Here is an 18,139-nt window from a genome sequence, read left to right on the forward strand (position 1 = left end):
CTTATTTTGATAAAATTATTTAAAGGAAATAGAAAAATGTCTAAACTTCTCGTTGTTAAAGGTCACCCACTTACTGCTGAATTTTCAATGTCACTTAAAGGACTTGATGCTTTTGTTGAAGCTTACAAAGCTGCTCACCCAACTGATGAAATCGAAGTGCTTGATGTTTATAAAGAAAATATTCCAGCGCTTGACGCTGAACTTGTTGGTGGAATGTATGCAGGTGAAAAAGCGACCGCTGAACAACAAGCGCTTCTTAATGCTTACAGCTCATATACTGAACAATTTGTAACAGCTGACAAGGTTGTTATTGCTAACCCAATGTATAATTTAATGATTCCTGCTGAATTGAAAGCTTGGATTGATACTTTGAATGTTGCTGGTAAAACGTTTAAATATACTGCTGAAGGGCCTGTTGGACTTTTAGGTGGTAAAAAAGTTCTTCAACTTCAAGCCAATGGTGGTTTTTATGAAGGAAAAGATCCTGCAACTTTCTATATGTCATCAGTTTTTGGTTTCATGGGTGCTGATTTCAAGCAAATCGCTATTGAAGGTCATGCCTATGCTCCAGATCAAGCAGAAGCACTTCTTGCTGCATTTATTGAAAAAGTTGAAGCAGAAGCTACAAGCTTCTAATCGGAAGAAGTCTGTCAGTATACTGACGGGCTTTTTATTTAAGGATACTTCTAAAAATAGCAGTTTTTAGAGGTATCCTTACTGACAGAGCAGTGTTATCAGCTTATCATTGGTGAATTAACGGCTGTCATTATCTGTAAATTTTAACTTAGTAAATGCGTACCATCTCCCCCATCTCTTAGAGATGACGGGACAGTGCTTAGACTAAAGTCGCAAGACCATTTCGCCTTGCAACTTTAGTCGCTTAGTTGTTACATCAGAGGTTGTACTCTAGCATTGGTGGAGGGGAAAGAATCTCTCACCAATGGGGTAATCACTTCAATGAGAAAGGTTTTTTTATGGTAAAACATATTTTTAATTCAGAGATTGATTGGGCAGGCGGTCGCAATGCTGTCGGTAATTTGCAGGCGGGTGTGCTTAAAGAAAAGATATCTGTACCAAGCTTGATGGATGGACCGGGTGAGGGGACGAATCCTGACGAGATGCTACTGGGAGCTGCCAGTACTTGTTACACCATTACTTTAGCTGCGATGCTTGAGAGAAATGCGATTGGTCTAATAAATCTCAAAGTGGATTCAACAGGTGTGGTTGATGTTACAAACGGTGTTTTTACTTACGAAAAAATCATTCATCACGTTTTTCTAAAGTTGACCCAGAAGCAGATGAAACGAAGGCACGCAAACTTGCAGAACGTGCTGAAACGAGTTGTATGATTTCAAGAGCAATTCGTGGCAATGTCCAATTAGAAACAGTAATAACAGTTGAAAGTTGAGCAGTATTAAATTGTTCTGACGACTCCGTAGAAGCTCAGTTGACTATTGTGAGTGATTCTAATACAAACCCAAGGTTTTTAAAAGTCAAAGTTTGCGTTTCACGCAAACCACTTCTTTCGCTTACCATTTCGCCTTGTCAGATCTGCTGGATTGCGATTTGAACTTGCCACTTTAGTGGCTTAGTGAAATCAACATCATAGCCATTTAATAATTTCGTTGCGTAAAATTAAAGGTGAACTAGTATAAAAATGAAGTCAAGATTTAGTGTTGTTTTGATGAAAAAATATCTGTCAGTATGCTGACAGATATTTTTATTTTTTACGCCGTTCTAAAAAGTCAAAAAGTAGACTGCGCTGGTTACTTGCTAGTGTGTAATCTTCAAGGACATTAACATTAAGACGCATATCCTTGGCTTCTCTGGCTGTGAGTTGACCCGAACTCTCATATTCAAAGATTACTTTACGCTCAAGATAGTAGGCGCGCATCATTTCTGTTAAATTGGTCGGTTGAGCTTTATTCACAAGTCGTGAGATATGCCCACCAGTTGCAACAATTTCAGCGGTTCTAAGCCGTTCTGCTTGAAGAAAATGGAGAAGCTGGTCATCAAATACACCCTGTAAGTTATCTAAGGCTTGCAAGATAAGTTCTGTATTACTGAAATAAAGCTCTGTGATTTGAGTACGAGTGGTTTCGATTGCATCTTTTGTTTTTTTGAAACCAAAATCAATATGTAGGAGTTTAGATAAAAGAAGATGAAAACCACGTACAATGACAACGTAAATAAATTGAATACTGGAAACGAGAGAGTGAGCAACAGAAGACTCTAAAGAGTGAATGTATCGTTGATAAGTTCGGTAAGTATACATTGAAATCTTATTCTCACGAAGTGCGACTTCAAGCCCTTCTGATTCAAGACGAATAATCAAAAGTTGCAAATCATTATAATCAATGGCTAAGTCAGTTGATTCTTGTTCAATAATCAACTGTTGGATACGCTCTTGGTAGGCATCTATGGCAATACGATAACCTTGAGGATTTTTTGCTTTTTTACTATCTTTGACTAATTCTTCGACAACGTCGGTAAGAATTGAGATTTTAGAAATATTGTTGACTTTCACGACTTTTTTGATTGCAAAGAAAGGCAAAATAAACATTCCAACTAAAAAGCTAAGTCCTGTCACCGCAGCGGCTAAAAAGACAAGAACGGGCTGTGAATCAATGACATTACGAGGAATGAGGAGAATAGTGGCAATACTTACAGTACCTTTTGAACCAGCAAAAGTAAGTAGTAAAATATCATTCCAGTAAGCGATAAAGGTTTGTTTTCTACGGATAGATTGAATCCAATAGTATAGCGCAATAATAGCAAAACGTAGAGCAAATAGTCCGATGGTTAGGACAACAGCAAGCAATAATAAATAGGCTGATGAGTACACAGGACTCATCAGTAAAGGAACAACGAGCTGGTATAATTCAATGCCGAGGAAGAAGAAGACAATGGAGTTTAGAATAAAAGTGAGTGTGTCCCAAATGGTGCTTTTTAATTTTGCGACTTGAGCATCGAAAAGTGTCGTTCGTTTAAGACCATTTGCTGACATTACTCCTGCTACAACAGCTGCGATGATACCAGAAACATGAAGCTCTTCAGCAATCAAAAAAGCGGAGAGGGGAATGGCTAATTCGAGTAAGAGGTAACCTGGAACATCTCTAGCATCCACATCTTCCAAAAGCCTTAAAATAAGATTTTTCAGATAGATGAGAACAAAACCGATAGCGCTCCCTCCAATTGCAGAAAGGACAAGCTTCAGCGTAGCATCAGGTAGGGAGAAATATCCTGTGATTAAAGCAACCAATGCGATTTGAAAGGCAATGATTCCAGAGGCATCATTGAGTAGACCCTCTCCTTTTAAAATGCTCATGACACGTTTAGGGAAACTAAAGTTCTTAGATAGAGCACCAACGGCAACAGCGTCTGTTGGTGCAAGGCTGGCGCCAAGAGCAAAACAGGCAGCAAGTGGGATTCCAGAATAAATCCAATGAGAAATGAAGCCAAGTCCAAGTGCAGTAATAAAAACTAAGGGAAAAATAAGGACAAGAATGACTTTACTGTGTTTTAAAATATGTTTGACATCTGCTTCCTCGCTCTCACGAAAGAGTAATGGCGCAATAATAAAGCCAAGGAAAAATTCAGGAGCAACGTGTAAAATTTCATCAGCGCCAAAAAAACCCAAAATTAGTCCAAAAACCACTTGAATCAGTGGGAGGGCAAGTTTTGGGAAAACTTTGTTAAGGACGTTTGACAGGACGAGTGTTAGAAGGAACACGATGACATAAAAAATGGTATGGAGCATAGATTCCTTTCTTTTTATGAAGTCAAGACTTATTTAGTGGGAGTTTCAACTCACCACTGAATTTAAGGTACAACCTCACAGAGCTTCGATATGAGAGGTCACACCTCCGCTTCGCTTCGTTATCCATTCGCTCTAGGCGACTAAAGTCGCAAGGCGAAGTGGTCTTGTCCCAGAAACCTAAGTGCTAAAGCACTAACGCCCTAGGGCAGTCGGACGAAATTCAAGGATTGCCATTCCGACTAGGTGCTTTAGCACCATAGCGAGGATGGACAGCGTAGCGAAGCGGAGATAGTGCTGCTTTGATAAAATTAAGAATTGTTTATACTAGTTCATCTCTAAATCTGCGTAGCAGATTGATTTGGTAGATGAATTGCAAATATACTGCCAAGCTTTGCTTGCTAAGCAAACGGACAGCGTAGCGAAGTAATTTCTAAATGGAATATTTAGAAATTAAACAGTATTAGTAGGATAATGCGATATTTTACAACACAAATAACCTCACAAATCACTGACAGATTTCTGTCAGTAATTATTTCAAAAATGATAAGTTAAACTGACACCAAAAGAGCGAATTTTCAAGGACCAAATCGCTTATTTCGGACGTTTTTTAATTTGTTCTTTTTTAGCTGCAATCTTTTCTTCAATTTTTGAGTAGTCTTTTTTCGTCAACAAAGCTTTGCAGCGTTTGAGTTCAAGTTCAGTTAATTGACGTTTAATCTTATCTTTACGAGCAGCATCAAATTCACCGCTTTGGATATAGTCTAATTTTTGCTCAAGAATTGATTTCTTATTTTTGACGACATCAATGTAGTATTTAAGCTCAGAAATTTCTGTTTTTGAAGCCTTTTTGGAACGCAACTGACCAAGTTTCTCATCTAAATGAATTAATTTTTTAGAAATCATATCAATATGAGAAAGAAGTTTGGTCTCTTTTTCTTCAGTTGTAAGCGATGTGAAAGCATCAAGTTCTGGTGTACTTTCATCATCATCATTTTCAGAGCGTTTATCTAAATACAGTTCACGAAGAGTTTTTAATTTTTCTTCAATATCTTTATCTATCATTTTTATCACCTAAAACTGTTCAATGATAACATTATAACATAAAGCTTTAACAAAAAAAATACAATGTCTTAAATTTTTATCAGGGACAATGCATGAGAAAAAAGAGCCATGAAGCTCTTTTTTAACTTGGCAAGTGCTGCTTTCGTTCTACTAACATTGGTGGGGAGAAAGAATTCCCCACCAATGAAGTAATCACTTCAATTTTTTCAGAAACTTTCACAATGTCAAGGCTATTGTGAAAAAATGATTTTAATCAATAAGTGAGTACAAAATTTTTCTTTTTACCACGACGAATTACAGTAACCTGTCCGTCAATTTTGTCAGCAGCTGACAAAGTATAGGTCAAGTCAGTCACGCGCTCACCATTGATATAAATCGCACCGTTTGTAATATCTTCTCTGGCTTGACGTTTAGAACTTTCAATGCCAGCAGAAATCAGTAGTTCAACTAATGACAAATCTTGGTCAGCACTGACAGTATAATGGGGAACAGCTTTTAAACCAGCCAAAATATCTTTAGCTTCTAAGGCTTTTAAATCTCCTCCACCAAAAAGAACTTGCGTAATTTTGACAGCGTGTTCATAAGCTTTTGTACCGTGAACCAATGTTACCACTTCTTTTGCTAAAGTTTTTTGAGCCAAACGTTCATGTGGTGCAGCTTCAAATTTGATACGGATTGCTTCGATTTCATCTAGTGTCAAAAAAGTAAAAATTTTGAGCATTTTGATTGCATCAGCATCATCAACATTGAGCCAAAATTGGTACATTTCATAAGGTGAAGTTTTTTCAGCATCAAGCCAAACTGCATTTCCTTCAGATTTACCAAATTTTTTACCGGTACTATCAGTAATAAGTGGAATGGTAATCACGTGTCCTTGTTTGTCAGCTTTCCGACGCAGTAATTCTGTTCCAGCGGTCATATTTCCCCATTGGTCAGAACCTCCAAGCTGTAATGTGACATTATGAAGTTGATTCAATTCGTAAAAGTCATAACCTTGCATGATTTGATAAGCGAATTCGGTGTAAGAAATTCCCGTTTCCATCCGTTTTTTAACAGATTCTTTGCTAATCATATAATTTACTGTGAAATATTTACCAACATCACGCAAAAAATCAATGAAAGTTAAGTTTTCAAACCAATTATAGTTGTTGGTCATCTCAGCTTTGTTTTCACCATTTTCAAAATCAAGAAAACGTTCAAGTTGGCTACGGATTTTACCAGACCATTCTGTGACAGTTTCCTTGGTTTGAAGAGAACGTTCATCATCTTTAAAAGAAGGGTCTCCGATGAGTCCAGTTGCCCCACCAACAAGTGCATAGGGTTTATGCCCAGCGAGTTGCAAACGACGCATGGTTAAAATTAGAACAAGATTTCCTAAATGAAGAGAATCTGCAGTAGGGTCATAACCGACATAATAAGAAACCATTCCCTCCGTGAGCGCCTTACGGAGCAGCTCTTCGTCAGTTGTTTGGAAAATCAAACCACGTGCTTTAAGTTCGTCAAAAATGTTCATTTGTTAAATCCTTTCGTTTAAGATGTGAGCACGATTGCTCAGAAATGATGAAAAATAGGAAATCTAGTAGAGAAACAGAGTTTCTTGGAGAGATTTATCTTTTTTCACTCATTTCTATCGTGCGAACTCAATTATACCAAGATGTGAGCACGATTGCTCAGAAATGATGAAAAATGCCAGTTGGATTTTTGTGCCTCAGTAAATAGCTTCGCATGACCTCAGGACATTTGTCCGTTTGCTTAGCTGCTAAAGCAGCAAGAGCAAAAGGCGAAGCACCTAGTCTAGTCGCAGTGGCAACCGACTAGGTGAAACAACTAGCATATCCGTAAGCGCTAAAGCGCAAACGGCTATCCTATAAAGTCGGAAGTTCAAATCGCAATCCAGCAAAGCTGGCAAGACTAAATGGTAAGAGCAAAAGGCAGTGGCTGTAAATGAGCAAAGCTCATAATGCCAAATGGCAATCCAATGGACAGCGTAGTGCTGAAAGCACGGAGATAGGAAATTTCAAGCTTCTTTGCATAGCAAAGGTTCTGGAATTTATCTTTTTTCACTCATTTTTATTCATATGAATTCAATTATACCAAAAAAGTTTCCGAAACGTGCGAAAATTTAGAGTAAATTTGGTATAATAGGGGCATGAAAAAAGACCCGATTGATTCTAAAGAAGAAATAGAGAATCGACTTCAAGATAAAATGGAGGCTAGAAGGCGTCAGAAAAAGGCGAGTTCAGCTAAGAACACAAAGAAACAAGCAAAATCAGATGATACTGGTGATAGTAAAACAGCTTGGTCAACAACTTTTAGTGTTGTTCGCGGAGTAAGTGTCATTTTTGGTATCATTTTTGTCATGTTAGGAGTATTTGGTACTGCAGCTGGAATAGGCTATTTTGCACGTCTTGTGGAGAAAACAAAGGTTCCCGCTAAGTCTGAAATGTTGGCAAAAATCAATGATATTCATGGTGTTTCAGTCATTAATTACTCAAATGGTCAGCCGATTTCTGATATTTCGAGTGACCTTGTCCGAGTGACTGTGGCTGGAGATGCAATCTCAAATAATGTAAAGAATGCCTTGATTTCTACGGAAGATGATACGTTCAAAACAAATGATGGTGTTGTTCCAAAGGCTGTTGTTCGTGGGATACTTGGCTCTGTTGGTGGTGGTACAAGTTCTGGTGGGTCAACGTTGACTCAGCAGCTCATCAAACAACAAATATTGGGAGATAGTGTCACTTTTCAACGGAAAGCGAGTGAAATTGTTTATGCCCGTGCCTTGAATAATTATTTGACTAAAGACCAAATCTTAACAGATTACCTGAATGTTTCGCCTTTTGGTCGAAATAATAAGGGACAAAATATTGCAGGGGTTCAGGAAGCTGCACTGGGGATTTTTGGCAAATCAGCAAAAGACTTATCCATTCCAGAAGCTGCTTTTATTGCAGGATTGCCTCAAAGTCCAATCGTTTATTCTCCATATAATGCAGATGGTTCTTTGAAATCAAAAGAAATGCTGAGCTACGGGCTGTCTAGGCAGAAAGATGTTTTGTTTAATATGTATCGTGGTGGTTATATTACGAAAGCTGACTACGATAAGTATAAAGTTTATGATATTTCGAAAGAATTTTTGCAACCTGCCACTGCTCAATCACAAGAGCATGGCTATCTCTACAATGTTGCTTATACTGAAGCGGTAAACCATATTTATGACTATCTTGTACAGCGTGATAAGGTCTCGGCTACTGAACTTGGAAATGACAGTACAAAACAGCATTATCGCGACTTGGCTGAACAGGCTCTCCAAAATGATGGTTATGAGGTAACTACAACCATTAATCAAACGATTTATAGCGCTATGCAAACTGCTGTTGCACAGCATGGGGGAGAGCTTCAAGATGGAACTGGTGAAGTTCAAACAGGGAATGTTTTGATGGATAACTCTACAGGAGCTGTAATTGGCTTTGTTGGTGGCTTGAACTATGCTCAAAATCAGAATAACCATGCGTTTGACACTCAACGTTCGCCAGGTTCTTCTATTAAACCGGTATTAGCGTATGGTCCTGCAATTGATATGGGCTTGATGGGGTCAGCCACGATGCTATCAAACTATCCGGCGAAATATTCTTCAGGTCAGGATATCATGCACGTTGGAGAGAAGGGGTCCAACACAATGATGCCATTGGGAGAAGCCTTAGATGTATCATGGAATATTCCGGCTTATTGGACTTATCAAGATATTTTGAAATCAGGGAAATCTTCAGAACCTTATATGAGCAAAATGGGTTATGACATTAAAGATTATTCAGTAGAATCATTACCATTGGGTGGTGGTGTTGACCCTACAGTAGTTCAGCATACGAATGGTTATCAAACTTTGGCAAATGGTGGTGTGTATGAGCCTTATTATGTTGTTCAAAGCATTAAAGATGATACAGGCAAGGTAATCTATCAACACCAAAATAAACCAACACAAGTTTATTCTGAAGCAACATCAACGATTATGGAATATCTGCTGAATAATGTCATTACATCTCAAAAAACGTCAACTTTCTATGGAGTGTTGTCACAAATTAATCCAAGTTTGGCACAAAATGTGCAGTGGACAGGGAAAACTGGGACAACAGATGATTATACAGATGGTTGGTTGATGCTCTCAACTCCTACTGTGACACTGGGAAGTTGGATTGGACATGACAATAATTCTCCAATGGGTTCACTCACACCTTACTCTAAAAATGGGACTTATATGGCAAATCTGGTCAATGCGATTAATGCAGCTGACCCAACAATTTTTGGGCCAGGTAAAAAATTCCCAGATCCCAACAAAGATCCAAATGTCACAAAATCAAAGGTTCTTGTGTCTACAGGGGAAAAAGCAGGAAAAATCTCAGGAGGGGCCTTGAATGGAGTTAGCATAAGTGGCGCGACTACAACTAGTTTCTGGGCAACAAAAGCTGGAGCACCAGTCACTCAGTATAACTTTGCAATTGGTGGTTCAAGCTCAGATGTAGCTGATGCATGGAGTAAAATCTTGCCAAACTATAAATCTGAAATCACTAAAAGTTCAACAACGCCTTCCTCTTCTTCAAAAAAAGCTAATAATTGAATGCTGATGGGCTAAAATTTTTTTGTCAGCATACTGACAGAAAAATAAATTGAAAAAACTTCGAAGAATATTATTTTCTTCGAAGTTTTTGTTATTTTAAAAGTTTTGTCAGCACTGACAAAGCATCAAGATAGTGGTCATTTTTACAAGAGGCAATATTTTTTTCGTCAGTAATGAAATAGCTAAATTTTTCATAAAGTTTGACAGCGCGTGAACTCCAAGTCTGAGTGTGGAGGTAAAAGTCTTGATTTTTGTCGAGCTCAACCATTCTCTTTGTAATAACGGTCAGTAAACTTTTGCCGAGTCCTAAGCCTTGAAATTCTGGTAAAACGGCGACCCAGTGGAGCTTTGGAACTTTAGCATCACCCTTAAAGTCCCACCAAGCAGTTGCTGTTGCTACTTTTTGTCCGCCAGAATTTTCAAGGAAAATAGTACGTTTTTCTGTTTCTGTCAACACTGACAAAAACTTGTCAGTAAAATATTTAAGTGCTAAATCTTCGTCAGTAAATTCGCCAACTGCTGTTTCAATTTTTGCCCAATCTAGCTCATCTCCAAGCTGAAAATTAACAACATGGAAACCATCCAAAAGTGGATAATCAGGGATTGGTGAGCCTGCAGGTCTTTTCATAATAAAGTCGAAAAAAGGAAGGGATTTATCTAACAACAGTACCTCCGAGTTTAAATTTTGAGATCTGCTTTGTCATCAACAAGCTAAAGGTTTACCAAGAGCAAATTATATGATGGGCTGCAGATATACTGCCTTTTACTTTTGCAAGTTTTGCTTGATGAGCAAATGGATAGCGGAGCGAAGTAGAGATAACTTTCGAGTGCTATATTTGAAAGTTACGCAGTACTAATAGTTTTTGACTTGAGCAACTTTCTCAGCATCAAGGGAATTTACGATAGCGCGCAAAAAGTTTTGGGCTTGATTGAAGTCATCAAGGTTGAAAATCGTTTGGTGACTGTGAATGTAACGAGCAACAACACCGATTGTCGTTGAAGGAATACCAGCATTTGCTAAGTGAGCAGCACCAGCATCAGTTCCACCTTTGGCGATGTAAACTTGTGTCTTGATATTTGCATTTTCAGCAGTATCAAGTAGGAAATTTTTCATACCGGGAAGCATGATATGACCTGGGTCAAAGAAGCGCAGCGTTGTACCAAGACCAAGGCGACCATTGTTATCTCCGAAAGTATCACTTGCAGGCGAGCAATCTACAGCAAAGAATAAGTCAGGATTGAATTTTGTTGTTGCTACTTTTGCGCCACGTAGTCCCACTTCTTCTTGGACATTTGCTCCGATAATCAGTGTAATCGGAAGTTCCTTATTTTCCAAAAATTCGAGTAATTCAAGAATCATCAAACAGCCATAACGGTTATCCCAAGCTTTAGAGATAACATTTTTACCATTTGCACTCAGAATAGTTTCTGTTTCTGGAATGATGACATCGCCCTGTGCAACGCCATATTCAGCAAGTTCAGCGGCATTATCAAAACCAGCATCAAAAATGATATCTGAAATAGCTGGCATACTAGGAGTTGCACCTGTTCCACGAAGAAGATGTGGAGGCAATCCACCGGTCACAACAGGGATTTTTTTGCCTTGACGTGTGAAAAGAGTGAAGCGTTGTGCCGAAACGACGAGAGGATTCCAGCCACCAAGTGAAACAACACGCAAAGTTCCGTCAGCTTTGATTTCAGATACCATGAAGCCTACTTCATCCATGTGTGCAGCGACCATAATCCGTGGTGCATTTTCTTTTTTGCTTTCTTTAGTGACAAAAATACCACCGAGTCCATCAAATTCGGGAGTGTAGCCAAGCTCAATCATGCGTTGTTTGAGGTACTCGCGTACAGGTGCTTCAAATCCAGAGGTTGCTTGAAGCTCAGTGAGTGTTTTGATTTTGTTGAAAAGTTCCATTTTTTCTCCTTTATACTAGCTCAGCATTGAAGCTGCGTTAGCAGATTTAGTAGTTGAGCTGCAGATATACTGCTTTGTTAAGCAAGCGGACAGCGTAGACCGTTCACAGAAGCGTGCCTTGCGACGATTGAGAAAACCCTTGCTTTTTCTCACCTGCGAACTTTAATTTCCAAAAGGAATTTTTGGAAATTAACCAGTATCAGATAGGTGCGAGGTATTTGTTCGTGCTATCTCCGCCCTTTGGGCTCCGCTGTCAATGCTCGCTACGGTGCTGGAACACCTAGTCGCAATCGCAATTTTCCCACCTCTATAAGGTGGCGGGATAAGCAGCACTATCTCCGCTTCGCTACGCTGTCCATTCGCTCTATCTCCGTTTCATTGTGCTGTCAATTCTCGCTACGGTACAAACGTGCCTAGTCGAAGTCGCAACTCGCTACGTGCTTCGCACGCCATTCTACGAACGGTCTACGCAACTTCGTTGCTCCGCTGTCCGTTTGCTTAACTGCTAAAGCAGTAAGAGCAAAAGGCAAAGCGATAAGGCGAAATCGCAAGCTCTGCTTTCGTTCTACTGCCCTAGGGTCTTAGCGCTTTAGCGAAATCGACAGCGGAGCAAAGCGAGATAGACTTCAGGGACAGGGTGACCTCATATCTTTGATGTGAGGTTGTACCTTAACATTGATGGGGGAGCAACCCCGCCAATGAAGTAATCACTTCAATCGCTAACTTACAGCACACCATCATGATGTCAAAATTTACTGACAAACTTTTATCAGTACGATTTTGAGGATTTACACTATAATTATAGCAGGATTTATGGTAAAATTTCACTATGAAAAAAATATTGAAGTTTGGTTTAGGTATTGTTGCAGGAGCAGCAACCGCTCATGTGGTCTATCATGGTTATAAATCTATGGAAGAAAATCTACTTCGTGAACTGACCGATACAGCACGACAGCATTTTTCTGATGAGAAAATTGATGCCGTATGGATTTTTGAAGACCCAGACCACGGGGCGTATTTCAAAGGCGGTATCGTGAATGGCAACAAAGCTATTTCTTTTGAGATTAATGCAGAAACTTTAGAAATCTCAAGTGAGAAAAATACAAAAATCAAACTGACATAAGTTTGTTTTTGATAAATATTGGAGGAAAAAATATGATTATCCCTAAAAATATTGAAAATTTGGCAGAACTTGTCAAGGCACCTGGAAAACACGTCTTCTTCTTCACAGCTGGTTGGTGTGGCGATTGTAACTTTATCAAGCCTAAAATGCCAGAAATTGAGGCTGAAAACTCAGAATTCGAATTTATTGAAGTAGATCGGGATGAGTACATGGACGTAGCAGTTGAATGGGGAATTATGGGAATTCCAAGTTTTGTTGTCATTGAAGATGGCAAAGAAACAGCACGTTTGGTCAATAAACTTCGGAAAACAAAAGAAGAAGTTAATACATTTTTGGCAACAGCTAAATAAAAAAAGCACTGTCAGTACACTGACAGTGTTTCTGATACAATGTCAAAGCTGTCAGCATACTGACAAAAACTAAAGAGGAAAATAATAGAATGATTGCAACTTACAATACACATGTAGGTGATGTTTTGATGCTCATCGTAGCAAATGATGAAGGAAAAAAAGTCAATTTTGAGCGCAAAGGAAAAATTGCTCGTGTTTTTGTTGAAGAAACAGGAGCAACTGTTGGATGGAACATTTTTGAAGCAAAATCAATTCTGTCAGCACTGACAGAACTTGAACGTAATGGACAACTTTTCCTGTCAGCTGATGATGTTGAAATTCTTAATAAAGAATTTAGAAAATCAGGTTTTGACGAAGTGCTCGTCTACGACGCGCAACCAAAATTTGTTGTAGCTGAAATTGTTGAAATGGAAGAACATCCTGACTCTGACCATCTTCATGTTTGTAAAGTCAATGTTGGTTTCAAAGAACCTGTTCAAATTGTCTGTGGAGCACCAAATGCAACAGTTGGCTTAAAAACAGTAGCCGCTTTACCAGGAGCAATGATGCCAAATGGTACGCTTATTTTCCCAGGTGCATTGCGAGGAGTTTTATCTTTTGGAATGCTTTGTTCGGCGCGCGAGTTGGAACTTCCGAATGCTCCACAAGTTAAAGGAATCATTGAACTTTCCCAAACATTATCAGTGGGAGAAAAATTTGATTCTAAAACGATGTGGAAAGCATGAAGTCAAGACTTATTCAGTGGGAGTTTCGTGAAACATTTGTCCATTTTCTCTAGTCGCTATCTTCGCTACGCTAAGCAAACGGACAGCGGAGCAACGAAGTTGCGTAGACCGTTCGCAGAACGGCGTGCGAAGCACGTAGCCACCGTTGCAAGCATCGACGGCATAAGCCGTAAGGCGGAGATAGCACGCACTTGTTTTGATAAAAAATGTGACAAATTCCTTTTGTTTACGTATAAGTAAACAGGAGGAATTTTTTTAATGAATAAAACAATGCTCATCGGCAGACTCACTAGTTCAGCCGAACTATCGAAAACGTCAAATGACAAATCCTACACTCGTATCACATTAGCCGTTAATCGCCGTTTTAAAAATGAAAATGGTGAACGAGAAGCAGATTTTATCTCAGTAGTATTTTGGGGAAAATTAGCAGAAACGCTTTCTTCTTATTCCAAAAAAGGAACGCTTATCTCTGTAGAAGGAGAAATAAGAACTCGAAACTATACAGATAAATCCAATCAGAAACACTATGTCACTGAAATTTTGGGAATGAACTACGACCTACTTGAAAGTAGAGCAACGATTGCTTTAAGAGAAAACGCAGCAAAGACGGAAGAAATATTACTCGAAGCCGAAGAATTACCTTTCTAATACATCAGATGGATGAGAAAACATATTTAACTTAGCAAGTGAGTGTTATCTCCGCCCTTTGGGCTACGCTGTCCCTCCTTGCTATGGTGCTACGTGCTTCGCAGACCGTTCTACGAACGGTCTACGCGCTGTCCGTTTGCTTAGCTGCTAAAGCAGCAAGAGCAAAAGGCAAAGCACCTAGTCGGAGTGACAATTTCCCTACCTCTTAAAGGTGGCGGGATAAGCAGCACTATCTCCGCTTCGCTACGCTGTCCATTTGCTCTAAATCGCTAAAACGATAAGGCAAAATCGCAAGCTCTGCTTTCGTTCTACTGCCCTAGGGTCTTAGCGCTTAGACTTCAGGGACAAGGTGACTTCATATCTTTGACGTTAAGCAGACTGTCGCAGCTTTAGCTGCGTACAGGTCGCTTAGTTGTTACACCTAGAGGTTGTGCCCTAACATTGGTGGGGAAAGAGAATCTCCCCACCAATGAAGTAACCACTTCAAACAAGTTTATACCCATAATCTTAAACAAATTGATACTGCTCCGCCACTCGATTAATTGATAACAGGGTGTGCCGATTACAGTTATTACTGATGGAATCAATATAATATAATAATCAATTTAGCAGTGTCACATTGATACACAATAGAAAGAAGTTTTTTCTTGACTAAAACTGACCTTTGAGATAAAATAATAATCAGAGTTAGCACTCTTTATCTTAGAGTGCTAACAAAAATAGAAAAATTAACTTACGGAGGTATTCTCATGTTAAAACCTTTATTTGACCGCGTAGTATTACGTGTGAAAGAAGAGGAAGAAAAATCAATTGGTGGTATTGTACTTGCAGCTGCAGCTCAGGAAAAGCCGCAAATTGCTGAAGTTATTGCCGTAGGACCTGGAAAAACGACAAACCACGGCTCACTCGTTGCACCGACAGTAAAAGTAGGAGACACAGTTGTCTTTGAAAAATTTGCTGGAAGTCAAATTAAAGTGGATGGAGAAAACTATCTTATCGCCCACGAAAGTGACCTACTTGCCATTCTTGATTAATATAAAACTGATTAAATAATAAGTTGAGAGGTCTGCACTAAACGAAAATGAAGATAGAGTAGTTTAACTTTTTTGTTTTATATGCTTACAAATTTTAGCTTTGAAACCAGAGGAGTAAACAAATAATTTTCGTGATTTTAGAACAGACAATCTTCACACCTTAAATCTTAAAGGAGATGAAAAAATGTCAAAAGAAATTAAATTTTCAAGTGATGCTCGTACTGCAATGATGCGAGGAATTGATATTCTAGCGGATACTGTAAAAACAACATTGGGACCTAAAGGACGTAATGTTGTTCTTGAAAAATCGTACGGTTCACCATTGATTACTAACGATGGGGTAACAATTGCCAAAGAAATTGAGCTTGAAGACCATTTTGAAAATATGGGAGCAAAGCTTGTGAGTGAAGTAGCTTCAAAAACAAATGATGTTGCAGGTGACGGAACAACTACCGCAACAGTGCTTACTCAAGCCATTGTCCGTGAAGGGTTAAAGAATGTGACTGCTGGTGCCAATCCAGTTGGAATTCGCCGTGGTATAGAATTGGCAACAGAAGCAGCTATTGCAGCAATTAAAGATATGGCAATCCCTGTTCATGATAAATCAGCTATTGCACAAGTTGCAACAGTTTCATCAAGAAGTGAAAAAGTCGGTGAGTATATTTCTGATGCAATGGAACGTGTGGGAGCTGACGGTGTTATCACTATTGAAGAATCAAAAGGAATGCAAACTGAGCTTGATGTTGTTGAAGGAATGCAGTTTGACAGAGGTTATCTCAGCCAATACATGGTTTCCAATACTGAAAAAATGGTCGCTGAATTGGATAATCCGTATATTCTTATCACTGATAAGAAAATCTCAAATATCCAAGAAATCCTACCTCTACTTGAACAAATTTTGAAAACAAATCGTCCATTGCTTATTGTTGCTGATGATGTGGATGGGGAAGCACTTCCAACACTTGTGCTCAATAAAATCAAGGGTGTATTTAATGTTGTCGCAGTCAAAGCACCAGGATTTGGTGACCGCAGAAAAGCTCAACTTGAAGATTTGGCAATTTTGACGGGTGGAACAGTGATTACTGAAGAACTTGGTCTTGATTTGAAAGATGCAACACTTGACGCACTTGGTCAAGCTGCAAAAGCAACAGTTGATAAAGAACACACCACAATTGTTGAAGGTGCTGGGATGCCAGATGCCATCGCCAATCGTGTTGCGATAATCAAAGCACAAATTGAAAAAACAACATCAGATTTTGACCGTGAAAAACTTCAAGAACGCCTAGCGAAACTTGCTGGTGGTGTAGCCGTTATTAAAGTTGGCGCTGCCACAGAAACAGAACTTAAAGCGATGAAATTACTCATTGAAGATGCTCTTAATGCTACGCGTGCGGCCGTAGAAGAAGGTATTGTTTCAGGTGGAGGAACGGCTTTCGTTAACTCAATCACTGCTCTGGATGCCCTAGAATATGAAGGTGACGTACAAACAGGAATTAATATCGTACGTCGCGCTCTTGAAGAACCAGTACGTCAAATCGCTGCCAATGCTGGATTTGAAGGTTCTGTTGTTATTGATAAACTTCGTTCAACATCAGCGGGAACAGGATTCAACGCTTCTACTGGTGAATATGTGAACATGATTGAAACAGGAATCGTGGATCCAGCGAAAGTCACACGTTCTGCTCTTCAAAATGCAGCTTCAGTGGCTGGATTGATTTTGACAACAGAAGCAGTCGTTGCAAATCAACCAGAGCCAGCAACTCCAGTTCCACCAATGGATCCTTCAATGATGGGTGGCATGATGTAAAAAACTCATTACCAAAGTAGAAGATTATTAACTAAAAAGTCTCTTGAATATTCAAGAGACTTTTATTATTATCAACACCTATTAACAGCGTAAAAAATAAAAATAAAAAATATTCTTTGTTGAGTTTCATTTAAGAAAATGCTGTTATAATTGGGTATACTCCTAAAAAATATCTTTTATACTAATCCAAAACTAAAAAAATGCTCGCTGGCAAACCGAGCATTTTTTTATATATTATTATAAGATAAATTCAAATATCGAATAATTTACTTGCGTGTTCATGACTTGTATCAATAATATTAACTTCACGCTTAGTATCAACATCATGTTGTTGGAGATATCCATCCATTGTGAGATGAGCAAGTTCTTTGATATTATTATGAAGACTCAGATGTCCAAGAAAGATACGTTTTGTTTTGTTACCAAGTATATTAAATGCAGCTTCTGCACCATCTTCGTTAGACAAATGGCCTTGGTCGCTTAAAATACGCTGCTTTGTTTTCCAAGGATACCCACCCATACGAAGAATCTCTATGTCATGGTTGGATTCCATCAAATAACCATCTGCGTTTTCAATAGTTCCACGCATTCTATCAGAAACATACCCTGTATCGGTTAACATGACGAAGCTCTTATTGTCTTTCATGAAACGGTAAAATTGTGGCGAAATGGCATCATGACTTACTCCAAAAGATTCAACATCTAAGTCTCCAAAAGTCATTGTTTTTCCCATTTCAAAAATATGCTTTTGCTCAGAAGGAATCTTTCCTAGCGCATTTTTTTCGTCCAGCTCAGACCAAGTGAGTGTATTGGCGTAAAGGTCGATTCCGTATTTTCTAGCCAAAACACCGATTCCTTTGATGTGATCGCTATGCTCATGAGTAATCAAAAGTGCGTCTACATCGTGGATATCGCGGTCAATTTCTGCGAGTAAACTTTCTATTTTTTTTCCTGAAAGTCCAGCATCAACGAGAAGCTTCTTTTTAGGTGTTTCAAGGTAAAAAGAATTTCCTGTTGAGCCAGAGGCCAAGATTGAGTATTTAAATCCGTTTTGTTCAGTCATAAACACTATTGTAGCAGAAAATCCCAAGCAATGC

General features: G+C 38.9%; 14 protein-coding genes and 1 pseudogene. 9 read left to right on the forward strand and 6 right to left on the reverse strand.

What is annotated here, in order from left to right; translation table 11 throughout:
* The first annotated feature begins 36 nt into the window (after positions 1–36).
* Both FLP15_RS04790 and FLP15_RS04795 read left to right on the forward strand, forming a co-directional pair.
* Positions 37–636, forward strand: a complete 600-nt coding sequence (locus FLP15_RS04790) for an FMN-dependent NADH-azoreductase (RefSeq protein WP_142766206.1) — start codon at positions 37–39, stop codon at positions 634–636.
* A 338-nt stretch (positions 637–974) separates the two neighbouring features.
* Positions 975–1,408 (forward strand): annotated as a pseudogene (locus tag FLP15_RS04795) (OsmC family protein).
* 312 nt (positions 1,409–1,720) lie between these two features.
* Here the strand turns inward: FLP15_RS04795 and FLP15_RS04800 are convergent.
* The 3 genes from FLP15_RS04800 to tyrS form a co-directional block, all read right to left on the reverse strand.
* Positions 1,721–3,760: a cation:proton antiporter gene (locus tag FLP15_RS04800; protein ID WP_142766207.1), complete on the reverse strand. Its 2,040-nt coding sequence runs from the start codon at positions 3,758–3,760 to the stop codon at positions 1,721–1,723.
* Positions 3,761–4,351: 591 nt separating this feature from the next.
* Positions 4,352–4,822 carry a hypothetical protein gene (locus tag FLP15_RS04805; protein WP_142766208.1) on the reverse strand — a complete coding sequence of 157 codons (471 nt, stop codon included), beginning with the start codon at positions 4,820–4,822 and terminating at the stop codon, positions 4,352–4,354.
* Positions 4,823–5,075: 253 nt separating this feature from the next.
* Positions 5,076–6,335: a tyrosine--tRNA ligase gene (gene tyrS / locus FLP15_RS04810; protein ID WP_142766209.1), complete on the reverse strand. Its 1,260-nt coding sequence runs from the start codon at positions 6,333–6,335 to the stop codon at positions 5,076–5,078.
* Between the two features lie 636 nt (positions 6,336–6,971).
* On the opposite strand from tyrS, the gene FLP15_RS04815 reads away from it, so the two are divergent.
* The gene (locus FLP15_RS04815) at positions 6,972–9,434 is read left to right on the forward strand and encodes a transglycosylase domain-containing protein (RefSeq protein ID WP_142766210.1); all 2,463 of its coding nucleotides are present in this window, start codon (positions 6,972–6,974) and stop codon (positions 9,432–9,434) included.
* Between the two features lie 91 nt (positions 9,435–9,525).
* Here the strand turns inward: FLP15_RS04815 and FLP15_RS04820 are convergent, their stop codons facing one another.
* Positions 9,526–10,062: a GNAT family N-acetyltransferase gene (locus FLP15_RS04820; RefSeq protein WP_223804730.1), complete on the reverse strand. Its 537-nt coding sequence runs from the start codon at positions 10,060–10,062 to the stop codon at positions 9,526–9,528.
* A 225-nt stretch (positions 10,063–10,287) separates the two neighbouring features.
* Positions 10,288–11,355 carry a glutamyl aminopeptidase gene (pepA, locus tag FLP15_RS04825; protein WP_142766212.1) on the reverse strand — a complete coding sequence of 356 codons (1,068 nt, stop codon included), beginning with the start codon at positions 11,353–11,355 and terminating at the stop codon, positions 10,288–10,290.
* A gap of 829 nt (positions 11,356–12,184) precedes the next feature.
* Between pepA and FLP15_RS04830 the strand changes: the two genes are divergently transcribed.
* The 6 genes from FLP15_RS04830 (at position 12,185) to groL (ending at position 17,042) form a co-directional block, all read left to right on the forward strand.
* Positions 12,185–12,478: a hypothetical protein gene (locus FLP15_RS04830; protein ID WP_142766213.1), complete on the forward strand. Its 294-nt coding sequence runs from the start codon at positions 12,185–12,187 to the stop codon at positions 12,476–12,478.
* 32 nt (positions 12,479–12,510) lie between these two features.
* Positions 12,511–12,828, forward strand: a complete 318-nt coding sequence (locus FLP15_RS04835) for a thioredoxin family protein (protein WP_120773171.1) — start codon at positions 12,511–12,513, stop codon at positions 12,826–12,828.
* 89 nt (positions 12,829–12,917) lie between these two features.
* Positions 12,918–13,553 carry a YtpR family tRNA-binding protein gene (gene ytpR, locus FLP15_RS04840; protein WP_142766214.1) on the forward strand — a complete coding sequence of 212 codons (636 nt, stop codon included), beginning with the start codon at positions 12,918–12,920 and terminating at the stop codon, positions 13,551–13,553.
* Positions 13,554–13,811: 258 nt separating this feature from the next.
* Positions 13,812–14,201, forward strand: a complete 390-nt coding sequence (locus FLP15_RS04845; protein WP_120773173.1) for a single-stranded DNA-binding protein — start codon at positions 13,812–13,814, stop codon at positions 14,199–14,201.
* Between the two features lie 749 nt (positions 14,202–14,950).
* On the forward strand, positions 14,951–15,235 hold the full coding sequence (groES, locus tag FLP15_RS04850; protein ID WP_142766215.1) for a co-chaperone GroES: 285 nt from the start codon (positions 14,951–14,953) through the stop codon (positions 15,233–15,235).
* 184 nt (positions 15,236–15,419) lie between these two features.
* On the forward strand, positions 15,420–17,042 hold the full coding sequence (gene groL / locus FLP15_RS04855) for a chaperonin GroEL (RefSeq protein ID WP_142766216.1): 1,623 nt from the start codon (positions 15,420–15,422) through the stop codon (positions 17,040–17,042).
* A gap of 250 nt (positions 17,043–17,292) precedes the next feature.
* Here groL and FLP15_RS04860 read toward each other — a convergent pair whose 3' ends face one another.
* Positions 17,293–18,105, reverse strand: coding sequence for an MBL fold metallo-hydrolase (locus tag FLP15_RS04860; RefSeq protein ID WP_142766217.1), 813 nt, complete (start codon positions 18,103–18,105; stop codon positions 17,293–17,295).
* Between the last annotated feature and the right edge of the window lie 34 nt (positions 18,106–18,139).

This window comes from Lactococcus protaetiae, assembly GCF_006965445.1.
In the GTDB taxonomy this organism is placed as follows: Bacteria; Bacillota; Bacilli; order Lactobacillales; family Streptococcaceae; genus Lactococcus; species Lactococcus protaetiae.

Excerpts from the sequence above, each read along its gene's own strand:
- FLP15_RS04835 (WP_120773171.1), top strand. The coding sequence starts at position 12,511 with ATGATTATCCCTAAAAATATTGAAAATTTGGCAGAACTTGTCAAGGCA.
- FLP15_RS04805 (WP_142766208.1), bottom strand. The coding sequence starts at position 4,822 with ATGATAGATAAAGATATTGAAGAAAAATTAAAAACTCTTCGTGAACTG.
- FLP15_RS04790 (WP_142766206.1), top strand. The coding sequence starts at position 37 with ATGTCTAAACTTCTCGTTGTTAAAGGTCACCCACTTACTGCTGAATTT.
- FLP15_RS04815 (WP_142766210.1), top strand. The coding sequence starts at position 6,972 with ATGAAAAAAGACCCGATTGATTCTAAAGAAGAAATAGAGAATCGACTT.
- FLP15_RS04820 (WP_223804730.1), bottom strand. The coding sequence starts at position 10,062 with ATGAAAAGACCTGCAGGCTCACCAATCCCTGATTATCCACTTTTGGAT.
- tyrS (WP_142766209.1), bottom strand. The coding sequence starts at position 6,335 with ATGAACATTTTTGACGAACTTAAAGCACGTGGTTTGATTTTCCAAACA.
- ytpR (WP_142766214.1), top strand. The coding sequence starts at position 12,918 with ATGATTGCAACTTACAATACACATGTAGGTGATGTTTTGATGCTCATC.
- pepA (WP_142766212.1), bottom strand. The coding sequence starts at position 11,355 with ATGGAACTTTTCAACAAAATCAAAACACTCACTGAGCTTCAAGCAACC.
- FLP15_RS04830 (WP_142766213.1), top strand. The coding sequence starts at position 12,185 with ATGAAAAAAATATTGAAGTTTGGTTTAGGTATTGTTGCAGGAGCAGCA.
- groL (WP_142766216.1), top strand. The coding sequence starts at position 15,420 with ATGTCAAAAGAAATTAAATTTTCAAGTGATGCTCGTACTGCAATGATG.
- FLP15_RS04800 (WP_142766207.1), bottom strand. The coding sequence starts at position 3,760 with ATGCTCCATACCATTTTTTATGTCATCGTGTTCCTTCTAACACTCGTC.
- groES (WP_142766215.1), top strand. The coding sequence starts at position 14,951 with ATGTTAAAACCTTTATTTGACCGCGTAGTATTACGTGTGAAAGAAGAG.
- FLP15_RS04845 (WP_120773173.1), top strand. The coding sequence starts at position 13,812 with ATGAATAAAACAATGCTCATCGGCAGACTCACTAGTTCAGCCGAACTA.
- FLP15_RS04860 (WP_142766217.1), bottom strand. The coding sequence starts at position 18,105 with ATGACTGAACAAAACGGATTTAAATACTCAATCTTGGCCTCTGGCTCA.